The 15,971-nt window shown below is 72.8% G+C and carries 18 protein-coding genes; 2 read left to right on the top strand and 16 right to left on the bottom strand.

What is annotated here, in order from left to right:
• Positions 1-24: 24 nt before the first annotated feature.
• Genes carB through pyrR form a run of 6 tightly spaced genes read right to left on the bottom strand, consistent with a single transcriptional unit; the run spans position 25 to position 7,959 of the window.
• Positions 25-3,333, bottom strand: a complete 3,309-nt coding sequence (carB, locus tag ACFCY1_RS20690; RefSeq protein ID WP_117487143.1) for a carbamoyl-phosphate synthase large subunit — start codon at positions 3,331-3,333, stop codon at positions 25-27.
• The gene (gene carA / locus ACFCY1_RS20685) at positions 3,326-4,483 is read right to left on the bottom strand and encodes a glutamine-hydrolyzing carbamoyl-phosphate synthase small subunit (RefSeq protein ID WP_049651360.1); all 1,158 of its coding nucleotides are present in this window, start codon (positions 4,481-4,483) and stop codon (positions 3,326-3,328) included. The genes carB and carA overlap by 8 nt, the downstream gene beginning before the upstream one ends.
• A complete protein-coding gene (locus ACFCY1_RS20680; protein WP_049651359.1) occupies positions 4,480-5,043 on the bottom strand; it encodes a hypothetical protein in 564 nt (187 codons plus the stop codon). The genes carA and ACFCY1_RS20680 overlap by 4 nt, the downstream gene beginning before the upstream one ends.
• Positions 5,043-6,344 carry a dihydroorotase gene (locus ACFCY1_RS20675; protein WP_049651358.1) on the bottom strand — a complete coding sequence of 434 codons (1,302 nt, stop codon included), beginning with the start codon at positions 6,342-6,344 and terminating at the stop codon, positions 5,043-5,045. The genes ACFCY1_RS20680 and ACFCY1_RS20675 overlap by 1 nt, the downstream gene beginning before the upstream one ends.
• On the bottom strand, positions 6,341-7,330 hold the full coding sequence (locus ACFCY1_RS20670) for an aspartate carbamoyltransferase catalytic subunit (RefSeq protein ID WP_049651357.1): 990 nt from the start codon (positions 7,328-7,330) through the stop codon (positions 6,341-6,343). The genes ACFCY1_RS20675 and ACFCY1_RS20670 overlap by 4 nt, the downstream gene beginning before the upstream one ends.
• A 5-nt stretch (positions 7,331-7,335) precedes the next feature.
• Positions 7,336-7,959, bottom strand: a complete 624-nt coding sequence (pyrR, locus tag ACFCY1_RS20665) for a bifunctional pyr operon transcriptional regulator/uracil phosphoribosyltransferase PyrR (RefSeq protein ID WP_049651356.1) — start codon at positions 7,957-7,959, stop codon at positions 7,336-7,338.
• 329 nt (positions 7,960-8,288) lie between these two features.
• Between pyrR and ACFCY1_RS20660 the strand changes: the two genes are divergently transcribed.
• Positions 8,289-8,792, top strand: a complete 504-nt coding sequence (locus ACFCY1_RS20660) for a transcriptional regulator (protein ID WP_030056198.1) — start codon at positions 8,289-8,291, stop codon at positions 8,790-8,792.
• Positions 8,793-8,940: 148 nt separating this feature from the next.
• On the opposite strand, the gene ACFCY1_RS20655 is transcribed toward ACFCY1_RS20660, so the two are convergent.
• From ACFCY1_RS20655 to rpmB, 10 genes are all read right to left on the bottom strand, one after another.
• Complete coding sequence (locus ACFCY1_RS20655; RefSeq protein WP_143204534.1) at positions 8,941-9,855, bottom strand: hypothetical protein; 915 nt, start codon at positions 9,853-9,855, stop codon at positions 8,941-8,943.
• A 135-nt stretch (positions 9,856-9,990) separates the two neighbouring features.
• Complete coding sequence (locus ACFCY1_RS20650) at positions 9,991-10,818, bottom strand: thioesterase family protein (RefSeq protein ID WP_049651354.1); 828 nt, start codon at positions 10,816-10,818, stop codon at positions 9,991-9,993.
• Positions 10,819-10,959: 141 nt separating this feature from the next.
• Positions 10,960-11,397, bottom strand: coding sequence for a transcription antitermination factor NusB (gene nusB, locus ACFCY1_RS20645; protein WP_049651353.1), 438 nt, complete (start codon positions 11,395-11,397; stop codon positions 10,960-10,962).
• A 4-nt stretch (positions 11,398-11,401) separates the two neighbouring features.
• On the bottom strand, positions 11,402-11,965 hold the full coding sequence (gene efp / locus ACFCY1_RS20640) for an elongation factor P (RefSeq protein WP_049651352.1): 564 nt from the start codon (positions 11,963-11,965) through the stop codon (positions 11,402-11,404).
• A 78-nt stretch (positions 11,966-12,043) separates the two neighbouring features.
• Positions 12,044-13,150 (bottom strand): Xaa-Pro peptidase family protein, encoded by a 1,107-nt coding sequence (locus ACFCY1_RS20635; protein WP_117487146.1) that lies wholly within the window; start codon positions 13,148-13,150, stop codon positions 12,044-12,046.
• Between the two features lie 199 nt (positions 13,151-13,349).
• The gene (gene rpmF / locus ACFCY1_RS20630; RefSeq protein WP_049661326.1) at positions 13,350-13,523 is read right to left on the bottom strand and encodes a 50S ribosomal protein L32; all 174 of its coding nucleotides are present in this window, start codon (positions 13,521-13,523) and stop codon (positions 13,350-13,352) included.
• 48 nt (positions 13,524-13,571) lie between these two features.
• On the bottom strand, positions 13,572-13,808 hold the full coding sequence (gene rpsR / locus ACFCY1_RS20625) for a 30S ribosomal protein S18 (protein ID WP_049661328.1): 237 nt from the start codon (positions 13,806-13,808) through the stop codon (positions 13,572-13,574).
• A gap of 14 nt (positions 13,809-13,822) precedes the next feature.
• Positions 13,823-14,989 (bottom strand): CobW family GTP-binding protein, encoded by a 1,167-nt coding sequence (locus ACFCY1_RS20620; protein WP_375875567.1) that lies wholly within the window; start codon positions 14,987-14,989, stop codon positions 13,823-13,825.
• Between the two features lie 5 nt (positions 14,990-14,994).
• The gene (gene rpsN, locus ACFCY1_RS20615) at positions 14,995-15,300 is read right to left on the bottom strand and encodes a 30S ribosomal protein S14 (RefSeq protein ID WP_375875499.1); all 306 of its coding nucleotides are present in this window, start codon (positions 15,298-15,300) and stop codon (positions 14,995-14,997) included.
• Positions 15,300-15,536 carry a 50S ribosomal protein L28 gene (gene rpmB / locus ACFCY1_RS20610; RefSeq protein ID WP_049656558.1) on the bottom strand — a complete coding sequence of 79 codons (237 nt, stop codon included), beginning with the start codon at positions 15,534-15,536 and terminating at the stop codon, positions 15,300-15,302. The genes rpsN and rpmB overlap by 1 nt, the downstream gene beginning before the upstream one ends.
• Positions 15,537-15,680: 144 nt before the next feature.
• Between rpmB and rpmG the strand changes: the two genes are divergently transcribed.
• The gene (rpmG, locus tag ACFCY1_RS20605) at positions 15,681-15,845 is read left to right on the top strand and encodes a 50S ribosomal protein L33 (protein WP_049656556.1); all 165 of its coding nucleotides are present in this window, start codon (positions 15,681-15,683) and stop codon (positions 15,843-15,845) included.
• Positions 15,846-15,971 lie beyond the last annotated feature (126 nt).

Below are 15,971 nucleotides of genomic sequence, written 5' to 3'. Positions count from 1 at the left end.
CCGGTGCCCCCCACTGCGGTGGTGCTACTTGCGGCCGGCGTTGATCAGCTCGGCGTGCTCCTGGAGCGACATCACCCCGACCTCGTCGCGCAGCAGCGCGTCCATGCCCTGCACGGCCGCGCCCATCGCCTGGACGGTGGTCAGGCAGGGCACCGCGCGGGCCACGGCCGCGGTGCGGATCTCGTAGCCGTCGAGGCGGCCGCCGGTGCCGTACGGCGTGTTGATGATGAGGTCGACCTCACCGTCGTGGATCAGCTGGACGATGGTCCGCTCGCCGTTCGGGCCCTCGCCCTCGCTGTGCTTGCGCACCAGCGTGGACGGGATGCCGCCGCGGTGGAGCACCTCGGCGGTGCCGGCGGTGGCGAGCACCTCGAAGCCGAGGTTGACCAGCGCCCGGGCCGGGAAGACCAGGTTGCGCTTGTCCCGGTTGGCCACCGAGACGAAGACCTTGCCCTTGGTCGGCAGCGCGCCGTACGCGCCGGACTGCGCCTTCGCGTAGGCGGTGCCGAACACCTTGTCGATGCCCATGACCTCACCGGTCGAGCGCATCTCCGGGCCGAGCACGGTGTCCACGCCGCGGCCGTGGATGTCGCGGAAGCGGCTCCACGGCATCACGGCCTCCTTGACCGCGATCGGCGCGTCGGCGGGCAGCGTGCCGCCGTCGCCCTCGGCCGGGAGCAGGCCCTCGGCGCGCAGCTCGGCGATGGTGGCGCCGAGCGAGATCCGGGCGGCGGCCTTGGCCAGCGGCACGGCGGTCGCCTTGGAGGTGAACGGGACGGTCCGGGAGGCGCGCGGGTTGGCCTCCAGCACGTAGAGGATGTCCCCGGCCATGGCGAACTGGATGTTGATCAGGCCGCGGACGCCGACACCGCGCGCGATGGCCTCGGTGGAGGTGCGCAGGCGCTTGATGTCGTAGCCGCCGAGGGTGATCGGGGGCAGCGCGCAGGCGGAGTCGCCGGAGTGGATGCCGGCCTCCTCGATGTGCTCCATGACGCCGCCGAGGTAGAGCTCGGTGCCGTCGTAGAGGGCGTCGACGTCGATCTCCACCGCGTCGTCGAGGAAGCGGTCGATGAGCACCGGGTGCTCGGAGATCAGGCCCGCGTGGCGCTCCAGGTAGGAGGCGAGCGAGGCCTCGTCGTAGACGATCTCCATGCCGCGGCCGCCGAGCACGTAGGACGGGCGGGCGAGCACGGGGTAGCCGATCTCGTCGGCGATCGCCTTGGCCTCCTCGAAGGAGAAGGCGGTGCCGTGCTTGGGGGCCGGCAGGCCGGCGTCGCGCAGGACGCGGCCGAAGGCGCCGCGCTCCTCGGCGAGGTCGATCGCCTCGGGCTGGGTGCCGGCGATCGGCACGCCGTTGTCCTTGAGCGCCTGGGCCAGGCCGAGCGGGGTCTGGCCGCCGAGCTGGACGATCACGCCGGCGAGCGGGCCGGCCTGCTGCTCGGCGTGGACGATCTCCAGCACGTCCTCCAGGGTGAGCGGCTCGAAGTAGAGCCGGTCGGAGGTGTCGTAGTCGGTGGAGACGGTCTCCGGGTTGCAGTTGACCATGACGGTCTCGTACCCGGCGTCGGCGAGCGCGAAGGAGGCGTGCACGCAGGAGTAGTCGAACTCGATGCCCTGGCCGATGCGGTTCGGGCCGGAGCCCAGGATGATCACGGCGGGCTTGGTGCGCGGGGCGACCTCGTTCTCCTCGTCGTAGGACGAGTAGAAGTACGGGGTCTTGGCGGCGAACTCGGCGGCGCAGGTGTCGACGGTCTTGAACACCGGGCGGATGCCGAGGGCGTGCCGCACCTCGCGGACGACGTCCGGCTTCAGGCCGCGGATCTCGCCGATCTGCTGGTCGGAGAAGCCGTGCCGCTTGGCGTGGCGCAGCAGCTCGGGGGTGAGCTCCTCGGCCTCGGCCAGCTCGCCGGCGATCTCGTCCAGCAGGAAGAGCTGGTCGACGAACCACGGGTCGATCTTCGTGTACTCGAAGACCTCCTCCGGGGTGGCGCCGGCCCGGATGGCGTCCATCACGGTGTTGATCCGGCCGTCGGTCGGCACGGTGGCCTTGACCAGCAGCTCGGTCTTCTCCCCGAGCGGGCCGGTCCAGTTGAACTGGGAGCCCTTCTTCTCCAACGAGCGCAGCGCCTTCTGCAGGGCCTCGGGGAAGTTGCGGCCCATGGCCATCGCCTCGCCGACCGACTTCATGGTGGTGGTCAGCGTGGCGTCGGCGCTCGGGAACTTCTCGAACGCGAACCGCGGCACCTTGACGACGACGTAGTCGAGGGTCGGCTCGAAGGAGGCCGGGGTCTGCTCGGTGATGTCGTTGGGGATCTCGTCCAGGGTGTAGCCGACGGCCAGCTTGGCGGCAATCTTGGCGATCGGGAAGCCGGTGGCCTTGGAGGCGAGCGCCGAGGAGCGGGAGACGCGCGGGTTCATCTCGATGACGATGACCCGGCCGTCCTCGGGGTTGACGGCGAACTGGATGTTGCAGCCGCCGGTGTCCACGCCGACCTCGCGGATGACGGCGATGCCGATGTCGCGCAGGATCTGGTACTCGCGGTCGGTGAGCGTCATCGCCGGGGCGACGGTGATCGAGTCACCGGTGTGGACGCCCATCGGGTCGAAGTTCTCGATGGAGCAGACGACCACGACGTTGTCGTTCTTGTCGCGCATCAGCTCCAGCTCGTACTCCTTCCAGCCGAGGATGGACTCCTCCAGGAGCACCTCGGTGGTCGGCGAGAGGGTCAGGCCCTGGCCGGCGATGCGGCGCAGGTCCTCCTCGTTGTGGGCGAAGCCGGAGCCGGCGCCGCCCATGGTGAAGGAGGGGCGGACGACGACCGGGTAGCCGCCGAGCGTGTCGACGCCGGCCAGCACCTCGTCCATGGTGTGGCAGATGACCGAGCGGGCGGACTCGCCGTGGCCGATCTTGGCGTTGACGGCCTCGACGACGCCCTTGAAGAGCTCGCGGTCCTCGCCCTTGTTGATCGCCTCGACGTCGGCGCCGATCAGCTCGACGCCGTACTTCTCCAGCGTGCCCGCCGCGTGCAGCGAGATCGCGGTGTTGAGCGCGGTCTGGCCGCCCAGGGTCGGCAGCAGCGCGTCGGGGCGCTCCTTGGCGATGATCTTCTCGACGAACTCCGGGGTGATCGGCTCGACGTAGGTGGCGTCGGCGATCTCCGGGTCGGTCATGATCGTGGCCGGGTTGGAGTTGACCAGCACGACCCGCAGGCCCTCGGCCTTGAGGACCCGGCAGGCCTGCGTACCCGAGTAGTCGAACTCGGCGGCCTGGCCGATCACGATCGGACCGGAGCCGATCACCAGGACGGACTTGATGTCAGAGCGCTTAGGCACGCTGGCCCTCCATGAGCTTCACGAAGCGGTCGAACAGGTAGGCGGCGTCGTGCGGACCGGCGGCCGCTTCGGGGTGGTACTGCACGCTGAAGGCGGGGACGTCGAGTGCCTGGAGGCCCTCGACCACGTCGTCGTTGAGGCAGACGTGGGAGACCTCGACCCGCCCGTAGGGGGTGTCGCTCACCTTGTCCAGCGGGGCGTTCACGGCGAAGCCGTGGTTGTGGGCGGTCACCTCGACCGTGCCGGTGGTGCGGTCCTGCACCGGCTGGTTGATGCCGCGGTGGCCGTACTTGAGCTTGTAGGTGCCGAAGCCCAGGGCGCGGCCGAGGATCTGGTTGCCGAAGCAGATCCCGAAGAACGGGGTCTTGCGCTCCAGCACGCCCTGCGCCACGGCGACCTGGTGGTCGGCGGTGGCCGGGTCGCCCGGGCCGTTGGAGAAGAACACGCCGTCCGGGTTGACGGCGTAGAGGTCCTCCAGGGTGGAGTTCGCCGGCAGCACGTGCACCTCGATGCCGCGCTCGGCCATCCGCTGCGGGGTCATCGCCTTGATGCCGAGGTCCAGCGCGGCGACGGTGAACTTCTTCTCACCGATCGCGGGCACCACGTACGCCTCGGTGGTGGCGACCTCGGCGCACAGGTCGGCGCCCTTCATCTCGGGCGACTGCTGCACCCGGGCCAGCAGGGCGGCCTGGTCGGCCAGCGCCTCGCCGGAGAAGATGCCGCAGCGCATCGCGCCGCGCTCGCGCAGGTGGCGGGTCAGCGCGCGGGTGTCGATGCCGCTGATGCCGACGACGCCCTGGTCGACCAGTTCCTCGTCGAGCGAGCGGCGGGAGCGCCAGTTGGAGGCGACCCGGGCGGGGTCGCGCACCACGTAGCCGGCGACCCAGATCTGCTTGGACTCGTCGTCCTCGTCGTTCCAGCCGGTGTTGCCGATCTGCGGGGCGGTCATCACGACCACCTGGCGGTGGTACGACGGGTCGGTGAGGGTCTCCTGGTAGCCGGACATGCCGGTGTTGAAGACCGCCTCGCCGAAGGTCTCGCCGATGGCGCCGTAGGCCTGTCCGCGGAACGTCCGGCCGTCCTCCAGGACGAGCACGGCAGGCACTCGTTCCCGCCGTTGGCGCTGCGTGGTGGGGGCAGGTGCGGTCATTGCGCGGCCTCTTCCGTCTTCGTCTTCGTACGTGTTGCGAGTTGGGCGACCGCCTCGACCCAGGCGGCGTGCTCATCGGGGTGGTCGGCCCGGAAACCGGAGTCCAGCTCGGCGCCCTCGTGCGTCCAGGTGACGACGAGCAGCCCGGAGGGGACGACCTTGCCGGCGATCCCGGAGTCCGTACGGGCACCGGTCAGGTGCTCGGCCGGGATCCAGAAGTCGACGTCGCCCGGGCGCTGCACCAGCAGGCCGTCCTCGCCGAGGGTGAGGTCGGCGCGGCTGCGGGTGCCCAGGCCGTGGGCGACGACCCGGTCCAGCCAGTTCCCGGCGGTGGTCGTGCCGTGGTACCGGCCGCTGGTCTCCAGGATGGTGCGCCCGGCGCGGGCCGGCACGGCCGGCAGCGGCGGGATCCCGGACTGCAGGGTGCGCCGCCAGTTCCAGCCCTGGCGCATCAGCCAGTAGACGAGGCCGATCACGATCAGCAGGCCGATGGACCAGCCGATGTACCCGGGCCAGTCGGTGACCTTCGCCTGCTCCTGGGCGAGCGTGGCGCGGTCCATCACGCCTCGCCCCGCTCGGCGAGCTCGCCGGCCAGCACGGTGGCGCGCCCGCGCAGGAAGGTGGCGTGCACCCGTCCGGGCAGGTCCAGGCCCTTGTAGGGGGTGTTGCGGCTGCGGGTGGCGAAGCTGTCCGGGTTCACGGCACCACGGTACGCGGGATCGAACAGCACCAGGTTGGCGGGCTCACCCACCGAGATCGGCCGGCCGTGACCGGTGAGACGGCCGATCCGGGCCGGGCGGTGCGACATCCGGTCCGCGACGCCCTCCCAGTTCAGCAGGCCGGTGTCGACCATGGTCTGCTGCACGACCGACAGGGCGGTCTCCAGGCCGACCATGCCCATCGCGGCCACGGCCCACTCGCAGTCCTTGTCCTCGGCCGGGTGCGGCGCGTGGTCGGTGGCGACGGCGTCGATGGTGCCGTCGGCGAGCGCCTCGCGCAGTGCCCGGACGTCCTCGGCGGTGCGCAGCGGCGGGTTCACCTTGTAGACCGGGTCGTAGGTGCGGACCAGCTCGTCGGTGAGCAGGAGGTGGTGCGGGGTCACCTCGGCGGTGACGTCCCAGCCCTTGGACTTGGCCCAGCGGACGATCTCGACCGAGCCGGCCGTGGAGAGGTGGCAGACGTGCAGCCGGGAGCCGACGTGCGCGGCGAGCAGCACGTCGCGGGCGATGATCGACTCCTCGGCGACGGCCGGCCAGCCGCCGAGCCCGAGCTCGCCGGAGACCTGGCCCTCGTTCATCTGGGCGCCCTCGGTGAGCCGCGGCTCCTGGGCGTGCTGGGCGACGACGCCGTCGAAGGCCTTGACGTACTCCAGGGCGCGGCGCATCAGCACCGCGTCGTCCACGCACTTGCCGTCGTCGGAGAAGACCCGGACGTCGGCGGCGGACTCGTGCATCGCGCCGAGCTCGGCGAGCTGCTTGCCCTCCAGGCCGACGGTGACGGCGCCGACCGGCTGCACGTCGCAGTAGCCGGCCTCCTGGCCGAGCCGCCAGACCTGCTCGACCACGCCGGCGGTGTCGGCCACCGGGGTGGTGTTGGCCATCGCGTGCACGGCGGTGAAGCCGCCCATCGCGGCGGCCCGGGTGCCGGTGAGCACGGTCTCGGCGTCCTCGCGGCCGGGCTCGCGCAGGTGGGTGTGCAGGTCGACCAGGCCGGGCAGGGCGATCAGCCCAGTGGCGTCGATCTCGATGTCCGCCTCGACCGTCAGGCCGGTGCCGATCGCCTGGACGACGCCGTCGGCGAGGTGGAGGTCCTGCGGGGCGCCGCCCAGGATCTTGGCGTTGCGGATCAGGTAGCTGGTCACTGGGCGGTCTCCACGGAGTCGGTACGGGGGGTGTCGGTGGGCGCGTCGGCGAAGACGGCGCCGCCGAGCAGCAGGTAGAGGACGGCCATCCGGACGGAGACGCCGTTGGCGACCTGCTCGATCGCGGTGCAGCGCGGCGAGTCGGCGACCTCGGCGGTGATCTCCATGCCGCGGACCATCGGACCGGGGTGCATCACGATCGCGTGGTCCGGCAGCTGGGCCATCCGGCGGCCGTTCATGCCGTAGCGGCGGCTGTACTCGCGCTCGGTCGGGAAGAACGCGGCGTTCATCCGCTCGCGCTGCACCCGCAGCATCATCAGCGAGTCCGTCTTGGGCAGCACGCTGTCCAGGTCGTAGCTGACCTCGCAGGGCCAGTTCTCGATCCCGATCGGCAGCAGGGTCGGCGGGGCGACGAAGGTCACCTGCGCGCCGAGGGTGTTCAGCAGGTGGACGTTGGAGCGGGCGACCCGGCTGTGCAGGACGTCGCCGACGATGGTCACCCGGCGGCCCGCGAGGTCCTGGCCGGCGCCCGGGTTGAGGTGGCGGCGCATGGTGAAGGCGTCGAGCAGCGCCTGGGTGGGGTGCTCGTGGGTGCCGTCACCGGCGTTGATCACACTGCCGTGCAGCCAGTCGGACTGGGCCAGCCGGGCCGGGGCGCCGGAGGCGTGGTGGCGGATGACCACCGCGTCGGCGCCCATCGCCTGGAGGGTCAGCGCGGTGTCCTTGAGGCTCTCGCCCTTGGAGACCGAGGAGCCCTTGGCGGAGAAGTTGATGACGTCGGCCGAGAGCCGCTTCTCGGCGACCTCGAAGGAGGTCTTCGTCCGGGTGGAGTCCTCGAAGAAGAGGTTGACGACGGTGCGGCCGCGCAGCGTGGGCAGCTTCTTGACGGCCCGGCCGGAGAGCTGGGCCAGCTCCTCGGCGGTGTCCAGGATCAGCAGCGCGTCGTCGCGGCTGAGATCGGCGGCGGAGACGAGGTGGCGCTTCACGCGGGCTACTCCGGGAGGTGCGGTTCGGAAGACTGGGGGGCCAGGGCCTGCGAGGAGCGCTGGGCGAAGTCGCGATCGCCGACCAGGACGGCGTCCACGCCGTCGCGGTCGGCGAGGCGCACCTGCACGGCCTCGCGCAGCGAGGTGGGGAGGTTCTTGCCCACGTAGTCGGCGCGGATCGGCAGCTCGCGGTGGCCGCGGTCGACCAGGACGGCGAGCTGGACGGCGCGCGGGCGGCCGATGTCGCTCAGCGCGTCGAGCGCGGCGCGGATGGTGCGGCCGGAGAAGAGCACGTCGTCGACCAGGATGACGAGCTTGCCGTCGATGCCGCCGGGCGGGATCTCGGTGTGCTCCAGGGCCCGGGCGGGCTTCAGCCGCAGGTCGTCCCGGTACATGGTGATGTCCAGGGAGCCCAGCGGGATCTCGCGCCCGGTGATCTGGGCCAGCCGGTCGTGCAGGCGGCGGGCGAGGTGGACGCCCCTGGTGTGGATGCCGAGCAGCACGACGTCCTCCGCGCCCTTGGCGCGCTCGACGATCTCGTGCGCTATCCGGGTGACGACCCGGGCGATGTCCGTGCCGTCGAGCACCTGGTGCGGCGGCCGCGGCGTGGGTTCGTGGTGTGTGGTCATGCCGAAGCGGACCTCCTTCCCCGCCTCACTGGACGGGCCTTAAAGGATGTCTGGGATGGCCCCCGCCGACCGGGCGCGGGCTTCGGTCATCCTACCAGCGCGCCGGACGGCAAACAGACGTCCACCATTCCGCTTCCCCGGGTTAACACTCCGGACGCGCCGCCGATGCGGGCCATTCGCACGACTGCCCCATTCGGCTTGACGCAACTACCTTACTCTACGTAACCTCACAGTGAGTTACGAGACGGACGTCGGACCCACCGGTAACGGCGTCGGCAATCGCCCGTGACCCACCACTGAACGCGAAGCAATCTCGTCCGGGGAGATCAATGTCCAGCGACTACGCGAAGCAACTCGGAGGCAAGCTCCGAGCGATCCGCACTCAGCAGGGTCTCTCCCTGCACGGTGTCGAGGAGAAGTCCCAGGGGCGCTGGAAGGCAGTCGTCGTCGGTTCGTACGAACGTGGTGACCGTGCGGTCACCGTGCAGCGACTGGCCGAACTGGCGGAGTTCTACGGCGTCCCGGTCCAGGAGCTGCTGCCCGGCGGTACGCCCGGCGGCGCGGCCGAGCCGCCGCCGCGCCTGGTCCTCGACCTGGAGAGACTGACCCAGGTCCCCTCCGAGAAGGCCGGCCCGCTGCAGCGCTACGCGGCGACCATCCAGAGCCAGCGCGGCGACTACAACGGCAAGGTGCTGTCGATCCGCCAGGACGACCTGCGCACCCTGGCCGTGATCTACGACCAGTCCCCGTCGATCCTCACCGAGCAGCTGATCTCCTGGGGCGTGCTGAACCCCGACGCGCGCCGTGCGGTGCGCGAGGAGGATGCGAGCTGAGGCTCACCGCACCGGCTCCCGCCAGCGGATCCAGGCACGACCCAGCACTCGCGCCACTAGTGCTGGCAAGCAGAAACGTCACGGCGCGGCTCCCCAGACCGGGGGCCGCGCCGCGGTGTAGCCACACCACCCCGGGGCGGCGGAGGCGTCAGCAGACCGTCCCCAGGCTGTAGCCGGGCTGCGCCGCCACGCCGTCCAGCCGGACCGGCCGGTCGGCCGGGGCCCACTCCTGCCCGCCGCTCGACCAGGCCCAGGAGGCCGGCAGGTACTCCCCGCAGGAGGCCGCCGAGCCCTGCGAGCCGTGCAGCACCGCGACGCCCGGCAGCTCCAGGGCCAGCCCGGTGCAGAGCACCGCGCAGACCAGCTCCAGGTCCTCGTCGTTGATCCGGACCACGCCGTCCTCCCACTGGAGCACCCGGGCCGCGGCGGTCAGCCCGCCGCCGGGCGCGTCCACCCGCAGGCGCAGCTCGTACACCCCGGCGCCCGCGCCGACCAGCATCCGCCGGAACACCTCGCCCCCGCGCTCGTAGGCGGCGCGCACCCAGGCGGCGTGCTCCTCGTCGGAGGCGCCCGCGCCCCCGTACAGGCCCCCGTCGAGCAGCAGGTCGGCGTGGCAGAGCGTCAGCCCGTTCTCCCGGGCGCGCACCAGGCGCGGCACGAAGTCCCCGGCCAGCTCCTCGCCCTGATAGGCCAGCAGCTGGGTCTGCAGGGCCGGGTTGACCAGGTAGCGGTCGCGGGCCGCGGGCTCGGCCGGGTCCAGCCCGTTCAGCAGGCAGAACTCCTCGAAGTCCTGCGGGTGGAACGTCCGGGCCCGGACGGTGTCGAACCGCTCCAGCGCCTCGGCCAGCAGGTCGGCGGTGTCGGCCAGGTAGCGCTCGTGGTCGGGGGCGTCGGAGATCCCCCAGGCGCGGGCCCGGGCGAAGTCCGCGGCGTTGGTGAGCACTCCGATGACGAACGCCTGCTCGGCGCCCTCGACCCGCCGTGGCCGGTGCGACCGCACCACGGGCCGCGAGCCGCCGGCGGTGCAGTCGGAGTTACGGCGGGCGCGCCCCAAATGACTCATCGGTGGCTCCTGGCTTCAGGGGAGGACGGTCGGCGGCAGGCGTGCCGCTGACCGTCTTCCTCCCCATCCGCGCGCGTCGCACACGTACGGCGTGTCACAGGAATGTAACCACCGGTAATGCGGGTCGCGCGGGCGTCAGGCGGAGCGGGGCGCGCGGGCCAGCTGGCGGGACTGCGCGACCAGGCGGCCGGACTCGTCCCAGACCTCCGCGTCCTCCTCGAAGTAGCCGCCGGCCAGGTTGCGGGTCGCGTGGGTGACCCGCAGCCAGCCGGGCACCGGCCTGGCGCGCAGGTGGACGGTCAGCTCGACGGTGGGGGCCCAGCCCGGCAGGCCGAGGTCGAAGGTGACCGGCGGCAGCGCGTCGGCGACCAGCAGGAGCAGCAGCGGGTCGGGCTCGCGGCCGTCGGCGAGCCGGAACCAGCCCTGGATCCGCCCGTTGCCGGAGGGCTGTCCGAGCGCCCAGCCGATGGTGGCCGGGTCCAGCCGCAGGTCGAACCGCTCCAGCAGGGCGGCCTGGGCGATCAGCTCCTTGGGCGCGTGCTCGACGCCGATGCACTGGTCCGGCGGCGGCAGCTGCGGCGGCAGCGCGCTGGTGCGCACCTCGCCGTCGGCGGTGGCGAGGTCGCCGTGGCTGGCCACCACGCGCAGCCGCTCGACGCCGTCCTGGCTGAGCGAGGCGGTGCCGGTGGACAGGCCGCGGCCGGTGCGCAGCACCTCGGTGCGGACGGTGGCCGGGCCGGGCGTGGAGGCGGACAGGTAGTAACCGCTGATCGACACCGGGTCCGGGTGGGTGCCGTGCTCCAGCGACAGCGCGTGTCCGGCCACCGCGAGCAGCAGTCCGCCGTTCACCCCGCCGCCGATCTGCCAGCCGGCGCCGAGCTCGGCCTCGTACCGGCCGGCCTCCTCGGGGTGCCTGGTCAGGGCGATGCCCTGGTCGAACTCGCTGCGGATCGCCGTGGTCATGTGGGGGGCCTGCCCTTCACGCGTGCTTCCGGACGTCAAGTTACTGACAAGTAGGCCCTCACCCTACGCCGCCCGGATGAAACGCGGAACGGCCGCCGGACACCTGTTCGGGTCCGACGGCCGTTCACGGGATTCGACCACTCAGCGGCGGATGCTCGGCTTCAGCTCGAGGAAGCGGGCGAGCAGGCCGTTGACGAAGGCCGGGGAGTCGTCCGTGGAGAACTCCTTGGCGATCTCGACGGCCTCGTCCAGGACGACGGCGTCCGGGACGCCGTCCTCCCAGATCAGCTCGTACGCACCGAGCCGCAGGACGTTGCGGTCCACGATCGGCATCCGGTCGAGCGTCCAGCCCACGGCGTACTGCTCGATCAGGTCGTCGATGCGACGAGCGTGCTGGACGTACCCCTCGATGAGCTCCATGGTGTACTCACCGACCTGCGGGGTGCCCTCGTCGGGCTTGGGCTCGCGGGCGCGGGCCACCCAGTCGGCGAGGACCTGCTGCGGGTCTACCCCACGGTGGTCGGCCTCGAAGAGGATCTGGAAGGCCCGCGTGCGGGCCTTGCTGCGTGCGGCCGACACGGACTTACTTCACCCGGCCGAGGTAGCTGCCGTCGCGGGTGTCGACCTTGACCTTCTCACCGGTGGTGACGAAGAGCGGCACCTGGATCTCGGCGCCCGTCTCCAGGGTGGCCGGCTTGGTGCCACCGGTCGAGCGGTCGCCCTGGACGCCCGGCTCGGTCTCGGCGATGGTCAGCTCGACCGCGGCCGGGAGCTCGATGTAGAGGACCGAGCCCTCGTTCTGCGCGACGAGGGCCTCGAAGCCCTCCAGCAGGTACTTGGCGGCGTCGCCGACGACCGACGGCTCGATGGTCAGCTGGTCGTAGGTGTCCATGTCCATGAACACGAAGTTCTCGCCGTCCTTGTACGAGAACTGCATGCCGCGCTTGTCGACGTTGGCGGTCTCGACCTTGGTGCCCGCGTTGAAGGTCTTGTCGACGACCTTGCCGGTCAGGACCTCCTTGAGCTTGGTACGCACGAAGGCCGGGCCCTTGCCGGGCTTGACGTGCTGGAACTCGACGACGGACCAGAGCTTGCCGCCCTCCAGCTTGAGGACCATGCCGTTCTTGAGATCGTTCGTGGAAGCCACGGGCGCACTTACTCCTGTATAGCTGTCAAGGAACCAAGGGATTGCGTCCTGCCGCCCACGGCCCCCGGGGGGCCGCGGTCACAGGGCGAGGAGCTCCTTGGTGGTGATGGTGAGCAGCTCGGGCCCGCCCTCCTCAAGGGGGCGCACGACGAGCGTGTCCTCGATCCGGACGCCGCCCCTGCCCGGGAGGTGAACCCCCGGACCGACGGTGACCGGCACGCGGCTGTCCAGTTTACCCATGTCCGCCGGACCGAGGCGCGGCGCCTCCCGGATCTCCAGCCCGATGCCGTGGCCCACCGGGTGCGGGGAGGGCTCGGTGTGGCCGGCCGCCTCCAGGACCTGCCGGGCGGCCCGGTCGGGTACGCACTGCTCCACGCCTGGTCCGAGCGCCTCCCGCCCGGCCCGCTGGGCCCGGAAGACCAGCCGGTGCAGCTCCACCTGCCAGGGCGCGGGGGCGGCGCCGATCACGAAGGTGCGGGCGGTGGAGACGCCGTAGCCGCGGTACTGGGCGCCCATCACCACGGTCAGGAAGTCGCCCTCCTCCACCCGGCGGTCGGTCGGCTGGTGGGCGGCCTGGCCGGAGTGGCTGCCGGTGCCGACCGAGACCGGGAAGGCCGCCCGGTCGGCGCCGTGGTCGATCATCCGGCGCTCCAGCTCCATCGCCAGGTGCCGCTCGGTGCGGCCGACCAGGATCGACTCCAGCAGCTCGCCCAGCGCCTGGTCGGCGATCTCGGCGGCGATCCGCAGGTCCGCGATCTCGTGCTCGTCCTTGACCACCCGCAGCCGCTCGACCGTCCGACCGAGGTCCACCAGCCGGGTCCCCGCTATCAGGTCGCCCACCGCCCGGTGCCGGCTGACGGTCAGGTCGTGCTCCTCCACCGCCAGGCCCGACACCCCGGAGCGGGTGGCCGCGGCCGCGGCGGCCAGCGCGGTGTCCGAGCCGGCCGCCACCGGCAGCCGGGTGACGTCCGGGGCGATCAGGTGCTCCCCGGTGTCGTCCGGCGGCAGGTCGTCCGGCAGCGCCAGCAGCGCCCGCTCCCTGGTCAGCAACAGGCTCGCCCCGCAGGGCGCGCAGCCCGTCAGGTACCGCACGTTCGCCGCACGGGTGATCAGCGCCGCATCGGCCCCGGCCGCGCTGCAGTGCTCCCTCACCCGCTCCCGCCGCCCCGCGTACGCATCCGCCATGCGTCGAGCCTACGAACCCCCGGCCCGAAGCGCCCGCCGAGCACCCCCGCCAGAACCCCCGGTGCCCCTTGCGCGCCCCCCGCGCGACCGCGCCGTCGCCCTCCGGCCCGCGCCGGGGCCCCCGCCCCCACCGCCGCTCGGACGCGCGCCGCCGCCGAGGGGCCCACCTCCCCTCGGCGGCGGCTTCCTCCCGTCGCGCCTACTGCCCGTCCGGGTCGAGCAGACCCCGCCGGTACGCCGGGACGAGGTTCTGCGGGACGAGCATCTCCCGGCCGTTCAGGGTGATCGCGACCAGCTTCGGGGGCGTCGCCCGCCACTGGGCCCGGCGGTGCCGGGTGTTGCTGCGGGAGGTCTTGCGCTTGGGTACGGCCATCGCGGGCTCCTTCTCGGGTGGTGTGGTCGAACGCGTCGTCGGGCGGCGCTAGCGGGTGGCGCCCGAGGCGTACGGCAGGAGGGCCGTCTCCCGGGCGTTCTTGATCGCCCGGGCCACCGCCCGCTGCTGCTCGGCGGTGAGCCGGGTGACCCGGCGGCCGCGGATCTTGCCGCGGTCGGAGACGAAGCGGCGCAGCAGGTCGGTGTCCTTGTAGTCGATGTACTCGATGCCCGCCGCGAGCAGCGGGTTGGGCCGGGGCTTCGGCGGGGCGGATCGTTTGCGCACGGGAGGGCGCTCCTTCAGTGGACGGGGTCGAGCAGGTCCTGGAAGGCGTCCGGCAGGGCCTTCCAGCCGGGTTCGCCGGCGGCGAGTTCGGCGTCGGTGAGCAGGCAGGAGTCGAGCAGGTCGGTGATGCCGTCGACGTCCAGCCCCTCGGCGGTGAAGCTGAGCTGCTGCACCCGGTCACCGTGCCGGGGGTGCCAGTCGAGGGCGGCGGCGGCCCGGCGCGCGGGCGGGTAGAGCTCCCAGGCCGCGTCGGGCAGGGAGGTGAGCCAGGGCCCGCACTCCTCGACCGCGAGGTTCGCCCCGGCGGCGTCCCAGGCGAGTATCAGGTCGGGCCGGTTGGCCAGCCAGAACCGGCCGCGGCTGCGCTGCGCCGCCGGGACGAGCAGTTCCAGCGCCCGGTGCAGCCGCTCGGGGTGGAGCGGTCGGCGGCGCTCCCACAGCAGGGTGGCGACGCCCGCCTCGTCCCGTTCCTGCGGCAGCAGCGCGAGCGCCGGGTTGACCCGGTCGCGGGCGGCGGCCACGTCGAAGCCGCCGAGCGCGGCCCGGGTGAGCGCGCCGGTGCCGAGCCGGACGGTCCGGGCGGTGGCGTGCAGCTGGCGCAGGAGGGCGAGCCCCGGCGCGTGCGCCGCGGCGCGCGGCACGGCGAGCGTGCCGGCGTACTCGATCTGGTGGGCGAGCGCCTCGGCGCGGGTCCGGTCGTCGCGCGAGGCGGTCTGCTCGCCGTGCTCCGCCAGGTCGTCGGGGACGGAGAGCTCGCCGACCAGCCGGTCCGGGTCGACGGCGGTGACCACGCCCGCCAGTTCGACGGCGCCGTCGAGCCGCCGCCCGTCCACCTCTCCCCCGGCGATCACCTCGACCGCGGGGTGCGGGTCGCTGCCGCCCCACAGTTCGACGATCGCCAGTCCGTACCGGCTGCCGTCGGCGATCTCCAGCAGCCGGGGCAGCAGGTCCTCGCGCAGGGCGCAGCACGGGCAGTCGTTCGCCAGCGGTACGTCGGCCGCGTCGAAGGCCCCGGCGGCGTCGCGCAGCTCGCGGCGGACGGTGCCGAGCGCGGCGTCCCGCAGGTCGTGGTGCAGGACCACGGCGTCCACCGCGGCCGCCGCCAGTTCCTCGACGGCGGCCCGGCGCTGCTCCGCGTGCAGGCCAGCGACGACCACCACCGGCAGCCTGGTCCCGTCCACGGCGCTCACCAGCTCGCCTTGCGGACGCCGGGCAGGTGCCCGGCGTGGGCGTGGGCGCGCAGGTTGACCCGGGAGAGGCCGAAGGCCCGCAGGTAGCCGCGGGGCCGGCCGTCCACGGCGTCCCGGTTGCGGACCCGGGTGGCGCTGGCGTCGCGCGGCTGGCGGGCGAGTTCGGCCTGGGCGGCGGCGCGCTCGGCGGGGCCGGTGCCGGGGTGGGCGATGGTCCGCTTGAGCTCGGCCCGGCGCTCGGCGTGGCGGGCGACGACGGCGCGCCGCCGCTCGTTCTTGGCGATCTTGCTCTGCTTGGCCATCAGACCTTCTCCCCCCGGGCGCGGATGCGGGCGACGGCGGCCTCGACGCCGATCGCGTCGACGGTGCGGATGCCCTTGGCGCTCAGCGCCAGCCGGACGTACCGGCCCTCGCCGGGCAGCCAGTAGCGCTTGCGCTGGATGTTGGGGTCGAAGCGGCGGCCGGTGCGGCGGTGCGAGTGCGAGATCGCGTTGCCGAAGCCGGGCCGGCGGCCGGTGAGTTGGCAGCGGGCGGACATGGGTGCTCCCTGGCGTCCGGGAATGGGCAGGACCGGGCTCACGTTACACCAGATGAAAATGACTTCCATTTCGATGTACGGTTCGAGCCAACCCCTCGGCCCGGAACCCGAGACCCCGACCCCCAGACCCCAGGAGGACGTCCCATGGCCCGCAGCGAACTGCGCCCGGTGATCAGGCTCCGCTCCACCGCCGGCACCGGCTTCACGTACGTGACCCGCAAGAACCGCCGCAACGACCCGGACCGGATGGTCCTGCGCAAGTACGACCCGGCCGCGGGCCGGCACGTCGACTTCCGCGAGGAGCGCTGACCCCGGACGCGGGGGCGGGGCGCCCCCCGGCACCGGGGGGGGGGCGTGGCGGGCGGGGCGGTTGCCCCCCCCCGGGGCGGGGGGGGGGGCCCCCCCCCCCGCGTCCAGGTCGGCGCTCGGCAGCAC

It is taken from the genome of Kitasatospora sp. NPDC056273, assembly GCF_042268845.1.
Classification (GTDB): domain Bacteria; phylum Actinomycetota; class Actinomycetes; order Streptomycetales; family Streptomycetaceae; genus Kitasatospora.
The sequence above is the reverse complement of the archived record's forward strand: the minus strand, read 5'-3'. Positions and strand labels throughout refer to the sequence as shown.